Source organism: Citrobacter sp. Cb031 (assembly GCF_030336725.1).
Classification (GTDB): Bacteria; Pseudomonadota; Gammaproteobacteria; order Enterobacterales; family Enterobacteriaceae; genus Citrobacter; species Citrobacter braakii.
Genome location: NZ_JAOWDA010000033.1, coordinates 192034 through 214566, shown reverse-complemented (window position 1 = coordinate 214566; position 22533 = coordinate 192034). Strand labels below are relative to the sequence as shown.

At 53.5% G+C, this 22533-nt stretch carries 17 protein-coding genes; 5 read left to right on the top strand and 12 right to left on the bottom strand.

Features of this window, described 5'->3' with window-relative positions; all coding sequences use genetic code 11:
* Nucleotides 1–43 precede the first annotated feature (43 nt).
* The 3 genes from kefF (at nt 44) to folA (ending at nt 3107) form a co-directional block, all read left to right on the top strand.
* Nucleotides 44–574, top strand: a complete 531-nt coding sequence (gene kefF / locus OGV93_RS14685; RefSeq protein ID WP_016151660.1) for a glutathione-regulated potassium-efflux system oxidoreductase KefF — start codon at nt 44–46, stop codon at nt 572–574.
* Complete coding sequence (kefC, locus tag OGV93_RS14680; RefSeq protein ID WP_094760780.1) at nt 567–2429, top strand: glutathione-regulated potassium-efflux system protein KefC; 1863 nt, start codon at nt 567–569, stop codon at nt 2427–2429. The genes kefF and kefC overlap by 8 nt, the downstream gene beginning before the upstream one ends.
* Before the next feature lie 198 nt (nt 2430–2627).
* On the top strand, nt 2628–3107 hold the full coding sequence (gene folA, locus OGV93_RS14675) for a type 3 dihydrofolate reductase (RefSeq protein ID WP_016151662.1): 480 nt from the start codon (nt 2628–2630) through the stop codon (nt 3105–3107).
* Nucleotides 3108–3201: 94 nt separating this feature from the next.
* On the opposite strand, the gene apaH is transcribed toward folA, so the two are convergent.
* The 6 genes from apaH to lptD are packed head-to-tail and all read right to left on the bottom strand — an operon-like array spanning nt 3202 to nt 9995.
* The gene (gene apaH / locus OGV93_RS14670) at nt 3202–4050 is read right to left on the bottom strand and encodes a bis(5'-nucleosyl)-tetraphosphatase (symmetrical) ApaH (RefSeq protein WP_016151663.1); all 849 of its coding nucleotides are present in this window, start codon (nt 4048–4050) and stop codon (nt 3202–3204) included.
* 10 nt (nt 4051–4060) lie between these two features.
* Nucleotides 4061–4438: a Co2+/Mg2+ efflux facilitator ApaG/CorD gene (apaG, locus tag OGV93_RS14665; RefSeq protein WP_003018867.1), complete on the bottom strand. Its 378-nt coding sequence runs from the start codon at nt 4436–4438 to the stop codon at nt 4061–4063.
* Nucleotides 4439–4440: 2 nt separating this feature from the next.
* Nucleotides 4441–5262 (bottom strand): 16S rRNA (adenine(1518)-N(6)/adenine(1519)-N(6))-dimethyltransferase RsmA, encoded by an 822-nt coding sequence (rsmA, locus tag OGV93_RS14660; RefSeq protein ID WP_101700370.1) that lies wholly within the window; start codon nt 5260–5262, stop codon nt 4441–4443.
* On the bottom strand, nt 5255–6247 hold the full coding sequence (pdxA, locus tag OGV93_RS14655) for a 4-hydroxythreonine-4-phosphate dehydrogenase PdxA (protein WP_200101199.1): 993 nt from the start codon (nt 6245–6247) through the stop codon (nt 5255–5257). Before pdxA ends, rsmA begins: the two co-directional genes overlap by 8 nt.
* Complete coding sequence (gene surA, locus OGV93_RS14650) at nt 6247–7533, bottom strand: peptidylprolyl isomerase SurA (RefSeq protein WP_016155672.1); 1287 nt, start codon at nt 7531–7533, stop codon at nt 6247–6249. Before surA ends, pdxA begins: the two co-directional genes overlap by 1 nt.
* 53 nt (nt 7534–7586) lie before the next feature.
* Entirely contained in the window at nt 7587–9995 is a 2409-nt protein-coding gene (gene lptD, locus OGV93_RS14645) for an LPS assembly protein LptD (RefSeq protein ID WP_287109642.1), read from the bottom strand.
* A 343-nt stretch (nt 9996–10338) separates the two neighbouring features.
* Between lptD and djlA the strand changes: the two genes are divergently transcribed.
* The gene (gene djlA, locus OGV93_RS14640) at nt 10339–11154 is read left to right on the top strand and encodes a co-chaperone DjlA (RefSeq protein WP_287109640.1); all 816 of its coding nucleotides are present in this window, start codon (nt 10339–10341) and stop codon (nt 11152–11154) included.
* Nucleotides 11155–11248: 94 nt separating this feature from the next.
* Here the strand turns inward: djlA and rluA are convergent, their stop codons facing one another.
* From rluA to polB, 3 genes are all read right to left on the bottom strand, one after another.
* Nucleotides 11249–11908 (bottom strand): bifunctional tRNA pseudouridine(32) synthase/23S rRNA pseudouridine(746) synthase RluA, encoded by a 660-nt coding sequence (gene rluA / locus OGV93_RS14635; RefSeq protein ID WP_016151668.1) that lies wholly within the window; start codon nt 11906–11908, stop codon nt 11249–11251.
* A gap of 11 nt (nt 11909–11919) precedes the next feature.
* Nucleotides 11920–14826, bottom strand: coding sequence for an RNA polymerase-associated protein RapA (rapA, locus tag OGV93_RS14630; RefSeq protein WP_047498352.1), 2907 nt, complete (start codon nt 14824–14826; stop codon nt 11920–11922).
* 177 nt (nt 14827–15003) lie between these two features.
* Nucleotides 15004–17355 (bottom strand): DNA polymerase II, encoded by a 2352-nt coding sequence (polB, locus tag OGV93_RS14625; protein WP_049042519.1) that lies wholly within the window; start codon nt 17353–17355, stop codon nt 15004–15006.
* A 599-nt stretch (nt 17356–17954) separates the two neighbouring features.
* On the opposite strand from polB, the gene OGV93_RS14620 reads away from it, so the two are divergent.
* Nucleotides 17955–18338 carry a DUF4751 family protein gene (locus OGV93_RS14620; RefSeq protein WP_016155677.1) on the top strand — a complete coding sequence of 128 codons (384 nt, stop codon included), beginning with the start codon at nt 17955–17957 and terminating at the stop codon, nt 18336–18338.
* 44 nt (nt 18339–18382) lie between these two features.
* Here the strand turns inward: OGV93_RS14620 and araD are convergent, their stop codons facing one another.
* Genes araD through araB form a run of 3 tightly spaced genes read right to left on the bottom strand, consistent with a single transcriptional unit; the run spans nt 18383 to nt 22358 of the window.
* Nucleotides 18383–19078 carry an L-ribulose-5-phosphate 4-epimerase gene (gene araD / locus OGV93_RS14615; protein ID WP_016151673.1) on the bottom strand — a complete coding sequence of 232 codons (696 nt, stop codon included), beginning with the start codon at nt 19076–19078 and terminating at the stop codon, nt 18383–18385.
* 57 nt (nt 19079–19135) lie between these two features.
* Nucleotides 19136–20638: an L-arabinose isomerase gene (gene araA / locus OGV93_RS14610; RefSeq protein ID WP_103928900.1), complete on the bottom strand. Its 1503-nt coding sequence runs from the start codon at nt 20636–20638 to the stop codon at nt 19136–19138.
* A gap of 10 nt (nt 20639–20648) precedes the next feature.
* Complete coding sequence (gene araB / locus OGV93_RS14605; protein WP_287109638.1) at nt 20649–22358, bottom strand: ribulokinase; 1710 nt, start codon at nt 22356–22358, stop codon at nt 20649–20651.
* Nucleotides 22359–22533 lie beyond the last annotated feature (175 nt).

Here is a 22533-nt window from a genome sequence, read left to right as displayed (position 1 = left end):
TAAACTCACTGTTATTACAATAATGCAGTGAAACAGGCTAATCATGATCCTCATCATTTATGCGCATCCCTATCCGCAGCACTCGCATGCGAATAAGCGGATGCTTGAACAGGCAAGGATGCTGGAGGGCGTGGAGATCCGCTCGCTCTACCAGCTCTACCCCGACTTCAATATCGATATTGCCGCTGAACAGGATGCGCTGGCGCGCGCTGATTTGATTATCTGGCAGCATCCCATGCAATGGTATAGCACACCTCCCTTACTCAAGCTGTGGATGGATAAGGTCCTTTCGCACGGTTGGGCATATGGCCACGGCGGGACTGCGCTCCACGGTAAACATCTGCTGTGGGCAGTGACGACCGGCGGCGGCGAAAACCACTTTGATATTGGCTCCCATCCCGGATTTGATGTGCTTTCCCAGCCCTTACAGGCAACGGCGCTCTACTGTGGCCTCAAATGGCTGCCGCCGTTTGCGATGCACTGTACGTTTATCTGTGATGATGAAACTCTGCAGGCGCAGGCGCGTCATTACAAACAGCGTCTGTTGGAGTGGCAGGAGGTTCATCATGGATAACCATACGCTAATACAGGCGCTGATTTATCTCGGATCGGCGGCGCTGATTGTCCCCATTGCCGTGCGACTGGGGCTAGGGTCAGTGCTGGGGTATCTCATCGCAGGGTGCATTATTGGACCCTGGGGGCTGAGGATGGTGACCGACGCTGAATCAATCCTGCATTTTGCCGAGATTGGCGTGGTGTTGATGCTGTTTGTCATCGGTCTGGAGCTGGATCCGCAACGTTTGTGGAAACTGCGGGCCTCGGTGTTCGGTGGTGGTGCGCTGCAGATGGTGGTATGCGGCGGTCTGATTGGTTTGTTCTGTATGTTCCTCGGCCTGCGCTGGCAGGTAGCGGAACTGATCGGCATGACGCTGGCGCTTTCCTCCACGGCTATTGCTATGCAGGCGATGAATGAACGGAACCTGATGGTTTCGCAAATGGGACGCAGCGCGTTTGCCGTGCTGTTGTTCCAGGATATCGCCGCTATTCCTCTGGTGGCGATGATCCCATTACTTGCGGCGAGCGGCGCATCGACAACGCTTGGGGCGTTTGCGCTCTCCGCCCTTAAGGTGGCGAGCGCCCTGGTGCTGGTGGTGTTGCTGGGGCGTTATGTGACGCGTCCGGCCTTGCGTTTTGTCGCTCGTTCTGGCCTGCGGGAAGTATTCAGTGCCGTTGCGCTGTTCCTCGTTTTTGGCTTCGGTCTGCTGTTGGAAGAGGTTGGACTGTCGATGGCGATGGGGGCGTTCCTGGCCGGTGTGCTGCTGGCAAGCTCTGAGTATCGTCACGCGCTGGAAAGCGATATCGAGCCATTTAAAGGGCTGCTGCTGGGACTGTTTTTCATCGGCGTCGGGATGTCTATCGACTTTGGTACGCTGATTGATAATCCCTTGCGCATTATCATTCTGTTGGTCGGTTTCCTGGTTATCAAAACCGTCATGCTGTGGCTGATAGCGAAACCCTTACAGGTGCCGAACAAGCAGCGCAGATGGTTTGCCGTGTTATTAGGGCAGGGCAGTGAGTTTGCCTTCGTGGTGTTTGGCGCGGCGCAAATGGCAAACGTGCTTGATCCTGATTGGGCGAAATCTCTGACGCTGGCGGTGGCGCTGTCGATGGCGGCGACGCCGATTTTACTGGTAATTCTGACGCGTCTGGAAAAATCGGCGACCGGTGAAGAGCGGGAAGCAGATGAAATCGACGAGGAACAACCTCGGGTGATCATCGCCGGGTTTGGGCGATTTGGTCAGATAACCGGTCGTCTGTTGTTGTCGAGCGGGGTCAAAATGGTGGTTCTTGATCATGACCCGGACCATATCGAAACGCTGCGTAAATTCGGCATGAAGGTTTTCTATGGCGATGCGACGCGGATGGATCTGCTGGAGTCTGCCGGGGCGGCTAAAGCTGAAGTTATTATTAACGCCATTGATGATCCGCAAACCAGCCTGCAACTGACCGAAATGGTGAAACAGTATTTCCCGCATCTGCAAATTATTGCCCGTGCGCGCGACGTGGATCATTACATCCGCCTGCGCCAAGCTGGCGTGGAGATGCCGGAACGTGAAACCTTTGAGGGCGCGCTGAAGACCGGACGTCTGGCACTGGAAGGTCTTGGGCTTGGACGCTATGAAGCGCGTGAGCGGGCCGATGTATTCCGCCGCTTCAACACGCTGATGGTTGAGGAGATGGTGAAAGGGGAAAATGACGCAACGTCCCGCGCGGCGGTATATAAACGCACCAGCGAAATGCTGAGTGAAATTATTGCGGAAGATCGTCAGCACTTATCATTAATTCAACGCCATGGCTGGCAAGGCACGGATGAAGGTAAGCATACGGGCGACGTCGCCGATGAGCCGGAAGTGAAACCGTCAGTATAGGGTAAAAAATGTGATGTTCTGCAAACTTTACTGCTAATTGGCTGTTTTTGAACTACTGTAATGCTGGCGTACCACCTTAAATAGGTCGGTTCGCCAGCAGAACGGAAAATTTTCATGCTCATCCTCTTTCCGCCAGTCGACGAAAGATTGCGCTTTCCGTATAGTGGCGACAATTTTTTTGTATCCGGGAAACATTCAATGATCAGTCTGATTGCGGCGTTAGCGGTAGATCGCGTCATCGGTATGGAAAATGCCATGCCATGGAACCTACCTGCCGATCTCGCCTGGTTTAAACGTAATACCTTAAACAAGCCGGTTGTCATGGGACGCCACACGTGGGAATCCATCGGGCGACCGTTGCCAGGGCGTAAAAATATCGTCATCAGCAGCAAGCCTGGCACCGACGATCGCGTGCAGTGGGTGAAGTCTGTTGAGGAAGCGATCGCGGCCTGTGGCGATGAACCTGAAATCATGGTTATTGGCGGTGGGCGTGTGTATGAGCAGTTCCTGCCGAAAGCGCAGAAACTGTATCTGACACACATTGATGCGGAAGTTGAAGGGGATACGCATTTCCCGGACTACGAACCGGATGACTGGGAATCGGTGTTCAGTGAATTCCACGATGCTGACGCGCAAAACTCCCACAGCTACTGCTTCGAGATTTTGGAACGTCGTTAATGTGGATGCCTGATGGCGTTGCGCTAATCAGGCCTACAGATTGCACATTCGTTTGCCGGATTAGGTGTAAGCACCGCCATCCGGCAGACGGCTATCAGGCGTTGACGGCCTCGCCGGGATCCAGATTCAGATGGCGATTTGATGGCTGTACAAAGTACTGTTTGTCTTCCCAGCGCAGACAGGTGAGATCCCCGCCCCAGCAACACCCCGTATCTAACGCGTAAATACCTTCTGGCGTGCCTTTGCCCTCCAGCGATGCCCAGTGCCCGAATGCAATGCTATAGGCTTCACTGACCGGTCCAGGAATGGCAAACCACGGCTTCAGCGGGGCAGGCGCATCTTCTGGCGACTCTTTGCTGTACATGTCCAACTGACCATTGGGGAAGCAGTAACGCATGCGGGTAAACGCGTTGGTAATAAAACGCAGGCGCGCCAGCCCCGTCAGCTCCGGGGTCCAGTTATTTGGCATGTCGCCGTACATGGCATCAAGGAAGAATGGATAAGAGTCGCTCGACAGCACGGCTTCAACATCGCGAGCACAGTCCTTCGCCGTCTGCAGATCCCACTGTGGGGTAATCCCTGCATGCGCCATGACCAGTTTCTTCTCTTCATCAACCTGCAACAGCGGCTGACGACGTAGCCAGTTAAGCAGCGTGTCAGCATCCGGTGCCTCAAGCAGCGGCGTGAGCCGGTCTTTCGGTTTATTACGGCTGATGCCAGCAAACACGGCCAACAGGTGTAAATCGTGATTACCGAGGACTAACCGCACGCTGTCGCCCAGCGATTTAACGTAGCGCAAAACGTCTAACGACCCTGGCCCACGCGCGACCAGATCGCCGGTGAGCCATAAGGTGTCTTGTTCTGGATTAAAGTCAACCTGGTGCAGCAAGGCTACCAGTTCATCGTAACAACCGTGAACGTCGCCAATGAGGTATGTTGCCATAGCTATTGTTTTAATGAATGAGTGTAGGAACGGCGAGTCGGAACACGGGAATGTCGATGGTAAAGGCGATCCCTTGCTCATCGATCATTTCGTAATGACCCTGCATGGTGCCCAGCGGTGTTTCAATCACCGCACCGCTGGTGTACTGGTACTCTTCGCCAGGTTCGATGTGGGGCTGAACGCCAACCACGCCTTCGCCCTGAACTTCGGTTTCACGGCCATGACCATTGGTGATCAACCAATAACGCCCCAACAACTGCACAGGCGCTCGCCCCAAATTGCGGATAGTCACGGTATAAGCAAAAACGTAACGTTCATCATCAGGTGAGGATTGCGCCTCAATGTAGACGCTTTGTACCTGAATGCACACTCGGGGCGAATTGATCATGTTTAACTCTCCTTCGATGGCGCGTTTTCTGACAGATAGTTAGCCATCCGGCAGTATTGCGCGACAGAGATATTTTCCGCTCGCATCGCCGGATCAACGCCCAGCTCTGTCAGTACTTCAACGCTAAACAGGTTACCGAGACTATTACGTACCGTTTTGCGACGCTGATTAAACGCTTCAGTGGTAATACGGCTCAGCACACGAACATCTTTAACGGGGTACGGCATTGTCGTGTGAGGGACCAGACGTACCACGGCGGAATCGACTTTAGGCGCAGGCGTAAATGCGGATGGCGGCACTTCAAGTACCGGGATCACATTGCAGTAATACTGCGCCATGACGCTTAATCGACCATACGCTTTACTGTTTGGCCCTGCAACCAGACGGTTAACCACCTCTTTTTGCAACATGAAATGCATGTCGGCGATGGCATCAGTATAGGAAAAAAGATGGAACATGAGCGGCGTGGAGATGTTGTACGGCAGGTTGCCGAATACGCGCAGCGGCTGACCCATCGTTTGTGCGAGTTCGCCGAAGTTCATGGTCATGGCATCTTGCTGATAAATCGTCAGCTTCGGCCCTAAAAACGGGTGTGTTTGCAGGCGGGCGGCGAGATCGCGGTCCAGCTCAATGACCGTGAGCTTGTCCAGGCGTTCGCCTACAGGTTCGGTCAACGCTGCCAGGCCCGGGCCGATTTCGACCATAGCCTGACCTTTCTGCGGGTTGATAGCAGAGACAATACTTTCGATCACAAACTGATCGTTGAGGAAGTTTTGCCCGAAACGTTTACGGGCTAAGTGGCCCTGATGGACTCGATTATTCATTGGTATTAACAATCATTTTGATGGCGAGATTAAGCGCCGTAATAAAACTGCCGACATCTGCTTGCCCACGACCCGCAAGTTCAAGCGCGGTGCCGTGATCGACGGATGTGCGAATAAAGGGCAGGCCCAGCGTGATATTCACACCGCGACCAAATCCCTGGTATTTTAGCACGGGGAGACCCTGATCGTGGTACATTGCCAGCACGGCATCCGCGTGGTCGAGATATTTGGGCTGAAACAGCGTATCTGCGGGCAGCGGGCCGTTTAATTTCATCCCCTGCGCACGCAGTTCATCAAGGACCGGAATGAGGGTGTCTATCTCTTCCGTTCCCATATGACCACCTTCACCGGCATGCGGGTTAAGACCGCACACCAGAATATGCGGATCGGCAATGCCAAACTTGGTGCGCAAATCATGATGCAAAATACCGATCACTTCTTTAAGCAGAGCAGGCGTAATGGCGTCGGCAACGGCTCTGAGCGGCAAATGAGTGGTTGCCAGGGCAACGCGCAGCGCTTCAGTCGCCAGCATCATGACGACTTTCTTCGCCTGTGAGCGCTCTTCAAAAAACTCGGTATGTCCGGTAAACGGGACGCCTGCGTCATTGATTACGCCCTTGTGCACCGGGCCGGTAATCAGCGCCGCAAACTCACCTTGCAGACAACCATCGCAGGCGCGAGCCAGCGTATCCACCACATATTGTCCGTTCTCTACCGCCAACTGACCCGCGATAACAGGCGCCCGCAGAGCAATCGGCAACAGCGTCAACGTACCTGCTGATTGCGGTCTGGCTGGGGTATCTGAAGAATATGGGAGGAGTGAAAGCGGTAAACCGAGCATTGCTGCCCGGTCACTGAGGAGTGCGGCATCCGCACAGACAACGAGTTCTACAGGCCACTCACGCTGGGCGAGCTGAACCACCAGGTCCGGGCCAATCCCGGCGGGTTCGCCGGGAGTGATCACAACGCGTTGAATACGAGTCATTAGTTGCTCAGAACTTTAACGTAGGCGCTGGCGCGCTGTTCCTGCATCCAGGTCGCAGCTTCTTCCGAGAATTTACGGTTCATCAGCATACGATAAGCTCTGTCTTTCTGCGCCGCGTCAGTTTTATCAACGTTACGCGTGTCCAGCAGCTCGATCAGATGCCACCCGAAAGAGGAGTGCACCGGGGTACTCATCTGGCCTTTGTGAAGTTTGGTCAGCGCATCGCGGAAAGCGGGATCGAAAATATCCGCTGCAGCCCAGCCCAGATCGCCGCCCTGGTTGGCAGAACCCGGATCCTGAGAAAATTCTTTAGCCGCTGCCGCGAAGGTTGTTTTACCGCTCTTAATATCAGCTGCGATTTGTTCCAGCTTCAGACGCGCCTGTTGATCGGTCATGATCGGCGATGGCTTGAGCAGAATATGGCGGGCATGAACTTCAGTCACGGAGATGCTCTGGCTTTGACCACGCATATCGTTAACTTTCAGGATGTGGAAGCCGACACCAGAACGAATTGGGCCGATGATATCGCCTTTTTTCGCGGTGCTTAGCGCCTGGGCAAAGATGCCCGGCAGCTCCTGAATACGTCCCCAACCCATCTGGCCGCCTTTCAGCGCCTGCTGGTCAGCGGAATAGGTGATAGCCAGTTTGCCGAAATCGCTACCGTTACGCGCTTCATCAACAACAGAGCGCGCCTGACTTTCAGCCGCGTTAACCTGGTCAGAAGTTGGGTTTTCCGGTAATGGGATCAGAATGTGGCTCAGGTTCAGCTCGGTGCTGGCATCGTTTTGGTTGCCGACCTGCTGCGCCAGGGCATCCACTTCCTGAGGCAGGATAGTAACGCGACGGCGAACTTCGTTGTTCCGCACTTCAGAGATGGTCATCTCTTTGCGGATCTGGCTACGATAGGTCGAATAGCTTAAGCCATCCTGTGCCAGACGGCTGCGCATCTGATCCAGCGTCATGTTGTTTTGCTTGGCGATGTTGGCAATTGCCTGATCCAGTTGCTCGTCAGAGATTTTAACACCCATCTTCTGACCCATCTGCAGGAGGATTTGATCCATGATCAAACGTTCCAGGATCTGATGACGCAGCGTGGCGTCGTCCGGTAATTGTTGACCAGCCTGACCCGCATTAAGTTTTACTGACTGCATTAAGCCATCGACGTCGCTTTCCAGAACGACGCCGTTATTGACGACGGCTGCGACTTTATCGACTACCTGCGGGGCAGCGAAACTGGTATTCGCGATCATGGCGATACCGAGAAGCAGCGTTTTCCAGTTCTTCATACTTTTTCCATTTCAATTAACCGCAAAGCGGATTACGTTGTAAATCAATCAGATCATAAAGAGCTTTGATACGGCAAAATGTTAGAACGTAACATTTGGTTGGTGCCGAGACCGTAGTTAGAACTCAGGCCGCGTAGTTCGATATTAAAGCCGATCGTGTTGTCATAAACTGCATGTTTCTGAGTGTCATCCCAGCCGTTCAGCTTACGTTCGTAGCCGAAGCGAATGGCGTAACAGCAGGAGTTGTACTGCAGACCCAGCATGGAATCCGCTTCTTTGTTCACGTTGGTATCAAAGTAGTAAGCCCCGACAATCGACCAGCGGTCGGCGATCGGGAAGCTTGCCACCGCGCCCACTTGTGAAATCCCGTTTTTATACTGCTCTGCTGTAGAGTAGTAAGACGGCAGGGTTGCCTGGATATATTCAGAGCTGGCATAACGGTAGTTCAGCTGCAGCATACGGTTTTCGTCGCGGCGGTATTCGATACTGCTGCTGCTGGTTGCAACGCTGTCCAGACGCGTGTCGTACTGGATCCCACTGCGTAAACCCCAGCGATCGGAGATGCGCCAGTAGGTGTCGCCAGCCCATACCAGTGAGCCCGTTTTGTCGTCATTCTCCCATTTAATGTTGTCATCGCCAGTGCGAGACTCGGTGAAATAGTAGATTTGACCCACAGAAATATTAAAACGTTCAACGGCCGCGTCATCATAAACGCGAGATGTGACCCCGGTCGTTACCTGGTTGGCAGACGCGATGCGGTCCAGACCGCCATAGGTACGATCGCGGAACAGGCCGCTGTAGTCAGCTTGCAGAAGGGACGAGTCATAGTTAAAAATATTACTTTGATCGCGATACGGTACATACAGGTACTGCGCACGGGGCTCCAGCGTTTGGGTATAACCCGGCGCCAGCATCTGCATGTCACGCTCGAACACCATTTTGCCGTCAACTTTAAACTGAGGCATTACGCGGTTCACGGACTCTTCCAGAGAATTGGCCGCGTTAAGGGTATTTAAATTATCCGGATTAGGATTGTTACGATAATTATTTCTTGCGAATGATTGATACTCGCTGATGTTGTTTTGCTGATAGTGCGTTGCCATCAGCTTCAGCTCAGTGTTGATACTTCCCCAATTATTCGACAATGGCAGGTTAATGGTCGGTTCAAGGTGTAAACGAGTTGCTTCCGGCCTGTTGTCGTTGGAATTAACGAAATGGACTGCCTGACCATAAATCCGGGTGTCAAACGGGCCCACATCATTCTGGTAGTAGTTGACGTCTAACTGCGGCTGCGCAGAGTAACTGTTACTGTTTTGTGCGTCGAAGACCTGGAACTGCTTGGTCGAAACCGTCGCGTCAAAGTTTTGTACTGCGTAGCCGACGCTAAATTTTTGCGTGGCGTAGCCGTCGGTACTGGAACCGTATTTATTATCAAAATCATTAAAGTAGCTGGTGTCGCTGACCTTGGTGTAGTCGACGTTGAAACGCCACACCTGATCCATCACACCAGAGTGTTGCCAGTAGAACAGCCAGCGGCGGGAATTGTCATCCTTCGGGTGTTCATCCTCGTACACTTTATCGGAATTCAGATAGTCGAACTCCATCAGACCTGCGCCCGCCTGGGTGAGGTAGCGGAATTCGTTCTCCCACATGATACCGCCACGACGGTGTATATAATGCGGCGTGATGGTGGCGTCCATATTGGGCGCAATGTTCCAATAATACGGGAGATAGAACTCAAAATAGTTATTGGTAGAGTATTTTGCGTTCGGGATCAGGAAACCAGAGCGACGCTTATCGCCGACGGGTAACTGTAAATAAGGACTGTAAAAGACCGGAACCGGACCCAGTTTAAAACGGGCGTTCCAGATCTCTGCGACCTGTTCTTCACGGTCGTGAATGACTTCGCTACCGACGACGCTCCAGGTATTGGAACCTGGCAGACAGGAGGTGAAGCTACCGTTTTCCAGAATGGTATAGCGGTTTTCCCCACGCTGTTTCATCAGATCGGCTTTTCCGCGCCCCTGACGACCTACCATCTGATAATCACCTTCCCAGATGTTGGTATCTTTGGTATTCAGATTAGACCAGCCCTTCGGCCCCTTCAGAATAACCTGATTGTCATCATAATGGACATTGCCCAGCGCATCGACGGTACGAACTGGCTCCGGCTGGCCTTCTGCCTGCTTCTGATGAAGCTGCACTTCGTCGGCCTGCAGGCGGCTGTTACCCTGTGCGATGTCCACATTGCCGGTAAACACCGCGTCATCCGGGTAATTCCCTTTCGCGTTGTCAGCAGTGATGGTGACGGGTAATTCATTAGTCTCGCCCTGTACCAGAGGACGGTCATAGCTTGGCACGCCCAGCATACACTGTGAGGCGAGATCGGCTGCCAGACCCTGATGGCTATAGAGGGCGCTGGCAATCATGGTGGCCAGAAGAGTGGGAATACGTTTTTTCATACGTTGTATTTATTGTTCCATCATCAGTAGCGTCGCGCGTGACAAACGGTCACAGCCTAACTTATCTCATCTTCACTTCGCTAGTATTAATCCTGCCCATTTTATCCCGCCACCTTTCAAGCTGCATCTTCGTTCCAGACGAATTGGTCACTGCGTTGCCGCCTTGTTGCAACTCGAAATCCAACGGGTATAGCGTTTGTGGTGTTAGGCACGGCATAGAATGACAGGTATGATAATGCAAATTATAGGCGATGTCCCACAATTGACCGCAGCCGTAAATCGGTAAAAGCACCTTATATTGTGGGACATATCCTGGCTGAGAGCAGAAAGATTTGGGGAGTCTATGCAGTATTGGGGAAAGATAATTGGTGTCGCCGTGGCCTTAATGATGGGCGGCGGCTTCTGGGGTGTGGTTCTGGGCCTGTTAGTTGGCCACATGTTCGACAAAGCCCGCATGCGCAAAATGGCGTGGTTTGCCAACCAGCGTGAACGCCAGGTGCTGTTTTTTGCCACCACTTTTGAGGTGATGGGGCATCTGACCAAATCCAAAGGTCGCGTCACGGAAGCCGATATCCATATCGCCAGTCAATTGATGGATCGAATGAATTTGCACGGCGACTCGCGTACCGCCGCGCAACATGCCTTCCGGGTGGGAAAATCGGACAATTACCCATTACGTGAAAAAATGCGTCAGTTTCGCAGCGTCTGTTTTGGTCGCTTCGATCTGATCCGCATGTTTCTGGAGATTCAGATCCAGGCAGCTTTTGCCGATGGGTCGTTGCATCCGAACGAGCGTGAAGTGCTGTATGTGATTGCTGAAGAGTTGGGGATCTCACGTACCCAATTTGATCAGTTTCTGCGCATGATGCAGGGCGGCGCCCAGTTTGGCGGCGGATATCAGCAGCAGTCCGGCGGCGGTGGCTGGCAGCAGGCGCAACGCGGTCCGACGCTGGAAGACGCCTGCAATGTGCTGGGTGTGAAAGCGACCGATGATGCGACCACCATTAAGCGCGCATACCGTAAGCTGATGAGCGAGCACCATCCGGACAAACTGGTGGCGAAAGGCCTGCCGCCAGAAATGATGGAAATGGCGAAGCAAAAAGCGCAGGAAATTCAAAAAGCTTACGAGCTAATTAAAGAACAGAAAGGCTTTAAATAATCGTTATGCCGGATGGCAGCTAGCGCCTTATCCGGCCCACGTTAATGAATGTAGGCCGGGCAAGCGAAGCACCCGGCCTAAATGGGGCCTGCGTTTAAAAATCTGCCGGAACTTTAAACGTCATACTGTTGCCGTATTCGGGATGCGTGATAGTTAACATCTCTGCGTGCAGCAGCAGGCGCGGCGCTAACGCCAGGGCCTGTGGCGGGGCGTAGAAGCGGTCGCCCAGAATCGGATGCCCTAATGCCAGCATATGCACACGCAACTGGTGGGAGCGTCCGGTAATGGGTTTGAGCACGACCCGGGCGGTGTTATCTTCCGCGAACTCCACCACTTCATACTCGGTCTGCGCCGATTTTCCGGTCTCATAACACACTTTCTGCTTTGGCCGATTCGGCCAGTCGCAAATCAGCGGTAAATCAACCAGCCCCTCGGCCGGAGCGGGATGTCCCCAGACGCGTGCGACATACTGTTTCTTCGGCTCGCGTTCGCGAAACTGGCGCTTTAGCTCGCGCTCTGCCGCTTTAGTTAGCGCCACTACAATCACGCCGCTGGTTGCCATATCCAGACGATGTACGGATTCAGCCTGAGGATAATCGCGCTGAATACGCGTCATCACGCTGTCTTTGTGTTCATCCAGACGACCCGGCACGGACAACAAGCCGCTCGGCTTGTTGACCACCATAATGTGCTCATCCTGATACAGGATAACCAGCCAGGGTTCCTGCGGCGGATTATAGTTTTCCATCCCCATGTCAGGCTCCGTTACTGATGCGTCACGACGATCAGGCGCAGGGCATCCAGACGCCATCCCGCCTGATCCAGGCTTTCCATCACCAGCTGACGATTGCTTTCAATGGCGCTGAGTTCGTCATCACGGATGTTCGGGTTAACGGCACGCAGCGCTTCCAGACGGGAGAGTTCAGCCGTCAGCTTCTCGTCCGCCTCTTTGCGCGCCGCGTCGATCAGCGCGCGGGCCGATTTTTCTACCTGCGCTTCACCGAGTTGCAGAATGGCATGCACATCCTGCTGTACGGCGTTGACCAGTTTACTGCCGGTGTGGCGGTTAACGGCGCTGAGCTGACGGTTAAAGGTTTCGAATTCAACCTGCGCGGCAAGGTTGTTGCCGTTTTTGTCCAGCAGCATGCGTACCGGCGTTGGCGGCAGGAAGCGGTTTAACTGCAGCTGTTTTGGCGCTTGCGCTTCAACGACGTAGACCAGTTCAACCAGCAGAGTACCGACCGGTAATGCTTTGTTTTTCAGCAAAGAAATGGTGCTGCTTCCGGTGTCGCCGGAGAGGATCAGATCCAGACCATTACGGATCAGCGGATGCTCCCAGGTAATAAACTGCGCGTCTTCACGCGACAGGGCAACATCACGCTCAAACGTAATGGTACAGCCATCTTCCGGCAGCCCAGGGAAATCCGGCACCAGCATATGATCGGACGGTGTCAGCACGATCAAATTGTCGCCACGGTCATCCTGATTAATACCAACGATATCAAACAGGTTCATGGCGAAGGCGATCAGGCTGGTATCGTCGTCCTGTTCTTCAATACTCTCAGCCAGCGCCAGCGCTTTTTCGCCGCCGTTAGAGTGAATCTCCAGCAGGCGATCGCGACCTTGCTCCAGCTGCGCTTTCAGCGCGTCATGCTGTTCGCGACAGGTTTTGATCAGATCGTCAAAGCCATCGGTGTTTTCTGGCTCAGCCAGGTAGCCGATCAGATTGTTATATACCGTGTCATAGATGGTACGTCCGGTCGGGCAAGTGTGTTCGAACGCATCCAGACCTTCGTGGTACCAACGCACCAGCACGGATTGCGCGGTTTTTTCCAGGTATGGAACGTGGATCTGGATATCATGCACCTGACCAATACGGTCCAGACGGCCAATACGCTGTTCCAGCAGGTCCGGATTGAAAGGCAGATCAAACATCACCAGATGGCTGGCGAACTGGAAGTTACGCCCTTCGGAGCCGATTTCAGAGCACAGCATCACCTGGGCGCCGCTATCTTCTTCGCTAAACCAGGCCGCAGCGCGGTCACGTTCAATGATCGACATCCCTTCATGGAATACGGCGGCGCGGATACCTTCGCGCTCGCGCAGAACCTGCTCCAGTTGAAGCGCAGTGGTGGCTTTCGCGCAGATAACCAGTACTTTTTGCGAGCGGTGGCTGGTCAGGTAGCCCATCAGCCATTCCACGCGCGGGTCAAAGTTCCACCAGGTGCCGGTGTCGCCTTCGAATTCCTGATAAATCTGCTCCGGGTAGAGCATGTCGCGCGCGCGGTCTTCCGCACTCTTACGCGCGCCCATAATGCCGGAGACTTTAATGGCCGTCTGGTATTGGGTTGGCAACGGCAATTTGATGGTATGCAGCTCGCGTTTAGGGAAGCCTTTCACACCGTTACGGGTATTTCGGAACAGCACGCGGCTGGTGCCGTGGCGGTCCATCAGCATCGAAACCAGCTCCTGACGCGCGCTCTGGGCGTCTTCGCTGTCGCTGTTTGCCGCTTGCAGTAACGGCTCAATGTCCTGTTCGCCAATCATGTCACCTAACATGTTCAGCTCATTGTTACTCAGCTTGTTGCCAGCCAGTAACATGGCGACGGCGTCGGCGACCGGACGGTAATTTTTCTGTTCTTCAACAAACTGGGCGAAATCGTGGAAGCGGCTTGGATCCAGTAGACGCAGGCGCGCAAAGTGGCTTTCCAGGCCCAGCTGTTCCGGCGTTGCGGTCAGCAGCAGGATGCCTGGTACGCGCTCTGCCAGCTGTTCAACGGCCATATATTCACGGCTGGGCGCGTCTTCGCTCCACACCAGGTGATGGGCTTCATCGACAATCAGCAGATCCCACTCGGCATCACACAGGTGCTCCAGACGCTGTTTACTGCGACGGGCAAAGTCCAGCGAACAGATAACCAACTGTTCGGTTTCAAACGGGTTGTAGGCATCGTGCTGCGCTTCTGCATAACGCTCATCATCAAACAGCGCAAAGCGCAGGTTGAAACGACGCAGCATTTCGACCAGCCACTGGTGCTGTAACGTCTCCGGGACGATGATCAGCACGCGCTCCGCGGCGCCTGACAGCAGCTGTTGATGCAGGATCATCCCAGCTTCAATGGTTTTACCTAAACCCACTTCGTCTGCCAGCAGCACGCGAGGGGCATGACGACGGCCGACATCATGGGCAATGTTGAGCTGGTGGGGGATCAGGCTGGTACGTTGACCACGCAAACCACTCCACGGCATACGGTACTGTTCGCTCTGAAATTTACGTGCGCGATAGCGCAGCGCAAAGCGGTCCATACGGTCAATCTGGCCGGCAAACAGGCGATCCTGGGGTTTACTGAAAACCAGTTTGCTGTCGAGCAGCACTTCACGCAGCGTTACACCGGTTTCTTCGGTATCAAGGCGGGTTCCGATATAGGCAAGCAGGCCGTTTTCTTCTTTTACTTCATCGACATGCAGTTGCCAGCCTTCATGGCTCGTGATCGTGTCACCAGGATTGAACATCACGCGGGTCACGGGGGAATCACTGCGCGCATACAGACGGTTTTCACCCGTCGATGAGAAAAGTAAAGTGACGGTTCGCGCATCCATGGCGACAACAGTACCAAGTCCCAATTCGCTTTCTGTATCGCTGATCCAGCGTTGACCAAGTGTAAAAGGCATATATGTTCGGCTCTATATCTTTAATTGCAGGCAATACTCGTCATTTTCCGGGCTAGTCCCCGTTATTGAGAGCATACGACCCCGCTACCAGGCTAATAAATCAGTGGTAGGGGTGTTAAATGGGTCCAGGAATGGAAAGGGCGCTATGGTACTGGATGGCGGCGGTTTCGTCACGCGTCAAAATAACCCCAGTTGTCCTGTGAGTAGTGTAGCAAAATTATCGTCAATAAAGGGAAGAATTCCCTCGGCAACCGGCTGGATCTGGCGGGTCAGATAATGCTCGTAATCAAGTGCAGATAGCTGATAATCAACAGGTTCAGGTCCATTTATCGTCCAGACATATTTAATCGTGCCACGATTCTGATACTGCTGAGGACGCCCCAGTTTGACGTTCTGCTCATCGGCGAGCCGCGCGGCGCGAACGTGCGGCGGAACATTCCGCTGGTATTCGCTCAACGGGCGGCGCAGGCGTTTGCGGTACACCAGGTGTTCATCCAGTTCACCCGCCATCAGACGGTCGATAGTCTCGCGAACAAACTCTTGATAAGGCTCGTTACGAAAAATTCGCAGGTACAGCTCCTGCTGAAACTGCTGGGCCAGCGGCGTCCAGTCGGTTCGTACCGTTTCCAGACCTTTAAAGACCATGCGTTGCTCAGCGCCCGACTGAATCATTCCGGCGTAGCGTTTTTTGCTGCCGGTATCTGCACCGCGAATGGTCGGCATCAGAAAGCGACAAAAGTGGGTTTCAAATTCCAGCTCCAGCGCGCTGGTCAGGTTTTGCTGCTTCAGCGATTGCGTCCACCAGTTGTTGACATAGCTCACCAGCTCCCGACCAATCCGGGCCGCATCGTCTTCCGAGTGCGCCTTTTTAAGCCAGACAAAGGTGGAGTCGGTGTCGCCATAGATGACGTCGTAACCCTGAGCCTCAATCAGCGCTTTGGTCTGACGCATGATCGCGTGACCGCGCATGGTGATAGACGAAGCCAGCCTCGGGTCGAAAAAGCGGCAGGCGGTGGTGCCAAGCACGCCGTAAAACGCGTTCATGATGATTTTCAGCGCCTGTGAGAGCGGCTTATTGCCGCGGCGTTTGGCTTCATCGCGCCCATGCCAGATCTGGGTAACAATTTCCGGCAGACAGTGCTTTTCGCGTGAGAACCAGGCGTCAAGGAACCCCTCGGTACTGTGTTCCCGATCCGGCTGTGCCATCCCTTCGATAAGTCCCACTGGATCGATCAAAAAAGTACGAATAATTGACGGGTACAGGCTTTTGTAATCCAGCACCAGCACGGAGTCGTACAAACCCGGGCGCGAGTCCATCACGTAGCCACCGGGGCTGGCGTGCGCGGGAACTTCCCCCAGATTCGGTGCCACATAGCCCGCCCGGTGCATTCGCGGTAGGTAGAGATGGCCGAAGGCGGCAACGGAACCGCCGTGCCGGTCGACCGGCAGGCCGTTTACCGTCGATCGTTCCAGCAAAAATGGCATGATCTCGGTTTTATGAAAAATACGCGTGACCAGCTCACAGTCTTTGAGATTGTAGGTGGCGAGTGCGGGCTTATCCTGGGCAAACCGGCGATCTATTTCGTCCATCCTGTCCCAGGGATTATCTATCGACTTCCCTTCGCCCAGCAGCTCCTGTGACACCGTTTCCAGCGAAAAGGATGAGAAATTCCAGAATGCGGATTTAAGCGCCTCAATGCCGTCGATAATCAGGCGACCTTTAGCCTGCGCGAAGAATACGCCGTTTTTGAAGCCATGTTCGCGCCACTCCAGCTCGCTATTGTCACGGCCAAAACGCAGGGGAATGCGGTAACGTTCAGCATGCTTTTGCAGGACGCGTAAATCGAATTGCACGACGTTCCAGCCGATTACCACATCAGGATCGTGACGGGCAATCCAGTCGTTGAGCTTTTCCAGTAACTGCGGGCGGCTTGCGACGTATTCAAGTTCAAAATCCAGCGCTGAGGCATCGCCGTTTGCCGGGCCGAGCATGTAGACAATACGCTGCCCACAGCCTTCAAGGCCGATACAGTAGAGTTCGCCGTGGCGCGTGGTTTCGATATCCAGCGAGACCCATTTCAGCGGCGGTCGATAGTCAGGGTTCGGCTTCAACCGGGCATTAACCAGCGTACCGTTATGTCTGTCGCCTTCAACCCAAACTGGTGAGGTGATAAAACGCTCCATCAGATACCGTTCCGGCGGACGCACGTCGGCCTCGTAGACGGTAATTGCGTTTTCACGCAGCAGCTTTTCCAGCCGCATGAGCTGGCGATGTGAGCGGCAATACAGGCCGGAAACGGGCTGGCGGTGGAAGTCTTGCAATTGCAGCGGCGTCAGACGATAGCCGTTTTCATTGCGTAATAATGACGCTACGCGAGGAACCTGACTGACAGGAATAAACGCGACCGACTCCTGAGGCGCGAGCGTGACCTGTAGCGGCCCGTCGTCTGTAGCCAGCCAGAATGTGACCTCAGTTCCCTGCGGGGTGTCCCGCCAGTGCCGGGTTAAAATAAAGCCTGCCTGCGCCACGCTGCGTATCCATTAAAAAACCAGGCATTATTATAGCCTGGTTTACACGATTGCACTGTTATTTTGTACAGTGAAAAATGAGAGCTGCGGGAAGTTATTGTGACAATAAAAGTAAAATGCCCTCCGCAGTAAAAGTGTTACTGGATAGGGTTTGATATTTAATAAATGAATGCCTTAATTGAAAACTCTTCCTTGAATTATTTTATTGGCCTGTCATGGCTATTTGTATTTATTATTGTTTTGTAATTATATTTGTTTCATAAATTGGAAGTCCGTTTCAGGATTTTTATGTCATTTTCGGAATCGTGCTCGTATGGTTTTGTTACTCATCCCTCGGTTCAGGAAAAATGGTTATTTTTTTATTTGTTTTTATTCATGGTTAGTGTAACTATTTTAATCAAACACTCGGGTTACCAGGTTGAATATAATATATTTTTATGGCTTGCTATTGTCTGGATAAAAACGGATTTTCGGTTCGATTTCGTCGGGAATATCTCTCTGTATAATTTGATTTTTATCGCTGAATATAATTTTATTCATCTGATAGCTCGGGTGTTTTATATCAATAGCTTGGGTGCGTAGTGTTATGGAGGCCTATTATGGATATTTATACTCAGGCGTTACAGGTAGGATATGATCACTATTTATTTGTTAATACTCAGTTATCTAACCCTACAATTAAATCAGTAAGTCAATATATTGAGTATAGAACGTGGTCAGGTCAAATTTGGCGTACTGAGGTTATTGAACGTGGGAATGCTTTCTTTCACTGGCAAGGGCATGACAGAATAAATGGTCATCGTGATACGGTGATTAATTATCTGTTGAATGGACAGCGCTGGCAGTCAACGATTACAGATTACATTTTCTTTCATTCACTGGATGGTGAAGAGGCGCAGGGACATTATGACAACGTGATTAAATACGTTTGTGCTAATAACTGTGTGTATCGAAGTGCGTTTGCGGAATATATAAAGGAATAACCAGAGAGCGCGCCACCGAGATTTCGGGCGCGCTCAGATTGTTTTCACTGGCCGTAGTAGGCTTTTGCGCCGTGTTTACGCAGGTAGTGTTTATCTAACAGGGTTTGCTGCATATCCGGCAATTGCGGCGCGAGCTGGCGACAGAAGATCCCCATGTAGGCGACTTCTTCCAACACGATGGCGTTGTGTACCGCATCTTCGGCGTTTTTTCCCCACGCAAACGGACCGTGAGAGTGCACCAGCACGCCAGGCATCTGCGAAGCGTCAATGCCTTGTTTCTCAAAGGTTTCAACGATCACGTTACCGGTTTCCCACTCATATTCGCCGTTGATTTCTTCCTCGGTCATTTTCCGTGTGCAGGGAATCGATCCGTAGAAATAGTCCGCATGGGTGGTACCCGTGGCTGGAATCGACTGGCCCGCCTGCGCCCAGATGGTTGCATGACGCGAATGGGTATGAACAATGCCGCCAATGGTCGGGAATGCCTGATACAGCAGACGGTGCGTTGGGGTATCGGAGGAGGGTTTCTTCGTACCTTCTACAACCTCACCGGTGGCGATACTGACTACGACCATATCTTCTGCGGTCATAACGCTGTAATCGACCCCGGATGGTTTAATCACAAACACGCCGCGCTCGCGATCGACGGCACTCACGTTCCCCCAGGTCAAGGTGACCAGGTGGTGCTTAGGCAACGCCAGATTGGCTTCCAGCACCTGACGTTTGAGATCTTCTAACATGTTGATTCCTCTGTGCCGGATGGCGGGCAAACGCAGAGCCATCCGGCAACAACATAATTAACGTTTAAAACCGTAATAGACGTCGTTCCAGCGCAGCGCGTCCTTAAAGGCCGGCAGGCGGGTATCGTTGTCGATCACGGCGATCTCGATATCGTGCATTTCAGCGAACTGGCGCATATCGTTCAGATCCAGCGCGTGGCTGAAGACGGTGTGGTGCGCGCCACCGGCCAGGATCCAGGCTTCAGATGCGGTTGGCAGATCAGGCTGGGCTTTCCACAATGCGTTAGCCACCGGCAGTTTCGGCAGGGAGTGCGGTGTTTGAACCGTGTCGATGCAGTTAACCAGCAGGCGATAGCGATCGCCAAGATCGATCAGGCTGGCAACGACTGCCGGACCAGTTTTGGTGTTGAAGATCAGACGAGCGGGATCGTCTTTACCACCAATGCCGAGATGCTGAACGTCGAGGATCGGTTTATCTTCCACCGCGATGGACGGGCACACTTCCAGCATGTGCGAGCCGAGCACCAGATCGTTGCCTTTCTCGAAGTGGTAGGTGTAATCCTCCATAAATGAGGTGCCGCCCTGCAGACCGGTTGACATCACCTTCATGATGCGAAGCAGAGCGGCGGTTTTCCAGTCGCCTTCGCCCGCAAAGCCGTAGCCTTGCTGCATCAGACGCTGTACGGCCAGACCCGGGAGCTGTTTCAGGCCGTGTAAATCTTCAAATGTCGTGGTAAAGGCGTGGAATCCGCCCTGTTCCAGGAAGCGCTTCATCCCCAGTTCAATACGGGCCGCTTCCAGTACGTTTTGACGTTTCTCTCCGTGGACTTGCGTTGCCGCCGTCATGGTGTAGGTGCCTTCATACTCATCGATTAGCGCGTTGATTTCGCCGTCGCTAATGGAGTTCACTACCTGCACCAGATCGCCTACGGCCCAGGTATTTACCGAGAAGCCGAATTTGATCTGCGCAGCGACTTTATCGCCATCGGTGACCGCGACTTCACGCATGTTGTCGCCAAAACGGCAGACTTTCAGATGGCGGGTATCCTGTTTGGACACGGCCTGGCGCATCCAGGAGCCGATGCGTTCGTGCGCTTGTTTGTCCTGCCAGTGACCGGTGACCACGGCGTGCTGTTGACGCATACGTGCGCCGATGAAGCCGAACTCACGGCCGCCGTGCGCGGTCTGGTTCAGGTTCATAAAGTCCATATCAATGCTGTCCCACGGCAGGGCGGCGTTGAACTGGGTATGGAATTGCATCAGCGGCTTGTTGAGGATAGTCAGACCGTTAATCCACATTTTGGCCGGAGAGAAAGTGTGCAGCCAGACCACCAGACCTGCGCAGCGATCGTCGTAGTTAGCGTCACGACAAATAGCGGTAATCTCGTCAGGTGAAGTACCCAGCGGTTTTAAAACCAGTTTGCAGGGCAGTTTAGCTTCAGTATTCAGCGCGTTAACGACGTGCTCGGCATGTTGGGTTACCTGACGCAGGGTTTCAGGGCCATACAGATGCTGGCTACCAATCACAAACCACACTTCATAGTTATCAAAAATCGTCATTGTCGTGTCCTTAATGTGTCAGGGTTGCCTGGTCTACCGGGGTTTGTTGCGCCGGAGCGGCAGCCGGAAGGTATTGTTGTTCAGCGCTAACCGCCCACTGCTGGTAGCGGCGGTAAAGCTGTTCAAAACGTTGAGCCTGCTCTGGTCGAGGTTGCAGCGTGTTTTCCACGGCGCTTGCCATCTGTTGCTGAGCGGCTGGGATATCGGTGTGTACTTTCGCGGCAACGGCGGCAAAGATAGCCGCACCGAGTGCGCAGCACTGGTCTGAAGCGACAATCTGTAGCGGACGGTTGAGCACGTCACAACAGGCCTGCATGATTACCGGGTTTTTACGGGCGATGCCGCCTAGCGCCATTACGTTGTTAACCGCAATGCCTTGTTCGGTGAAGCATTCCATGATGGCGCGTGCACCAAAGGCGGTGGCGGCAATCAGACCGCCGAACAGCGCTGGCGCGTCGGTTGCCAGATTCAGATCGGTAATCACTCCTTTCAAACGCTGGTTGGCATTGGGCGTACGGCGACCGTTGAACCAGTCGAGCACCACCGGCAGGTGATCCAGCGACGGATTTCTCGCCCAGGCTTCGGTTAGCGCTGGTAGCAGCTGTTTTTGGCTGGCTTTAATCTGGGTCTTCAGCTCTGGGTGCTGCGTGGCAAGCTGCTCCAGCGGCCAGCTCAGCACACGGCTAAACCAGGCATAGATATCGCCGAACGCGGACTGGCCTGCCTCTAGGCCAATAAAATGCGGTACCACGCTGCCATCAACCTGGCCGCAAATGCCTTTCACCGCGCGCTCGCCGACGCTGTGTTTGTCAGCAATCAGAATGTCGCAGGTCGACGTGCCAATGACTTTCACCAGCGTATTGGGCTGTGCGCCCGCGCCGACCGCGCCCATATGGCAGTCAAAAGCGCCGCCTGCAATCACCACGCTTTCCGGTAGTCCCAGACGCTGCGCCCACTCGGCGCACAGGGTGCCAACCGGCAGGTCGGCAGTGAAGGTATCGGTAAACATCGGGTATTGCAGATGGCGGTTGAGGATGGGATCGAGTTCGTCAAAGAAACTGGCTGGCGGTAGACCACCCCAGCTTTCATGCCACAGGGATTTATGCCCGGCGCTGCAGCGACCGCGATGAATATCCTGTGGACGTACGGTATTAGAGAGCAGGGCCGGAACCCAGTCGCACAGTTCAATCCACGAAACCGCGGCCTCGGCAACCGCGTGGTCCTGACGGGTCACATGCAGGATTTTGGCCCAGAACCATTCGCTGGAATAAATACCGCCGATATAGCGGGAGTAATCGATCTTGCCCGGTGTGTGGCACAGACGGGTAATTTCTTCAGCTTCTTCTACTGAGGTGTGATCTTTCCACAGGACAAACATTGCATTTGGGTTTTCAGCGAACTCCGGACGCAACGCCAGTACGTTGCCGTCGGCATCGATGGGGGCCGGGGTTGAACCGGTGCTGTCAACACCAATCCCGACCACTTCCGCACGCTGTTTAACGCTCAGTTCGGCCAGCACGGTTTTCAGCGCCGCTTCCATCGATTCAATGTAGTCGCGTGGATGATGCCGAAACTGGTTGTTTGGGCCATCGCAATACTGCCCTTCCTGCCAACGTGGGTACCACTCTACGCTGGTGGCGATTTCTTCACCGGTGGCACATTCCACTGCCAAAGCGCGTACTGAATCACTGCCAAAATCGAGGCCAATTGCAATCGCCATCGTCTTACTCCATCCAAAAATACGGGTATGGATAAACAGTAGTTAGTAGGGATAAAAACCGTCAGGCAGGATTCGCTAATCTTATGGACTAAAATGCTGTGGCATCACAAAGTGTGACGCCGTGCAAATAATCAATGTGGACATTTCTGCCGTAGTTATAGACACTTTTGTTAGC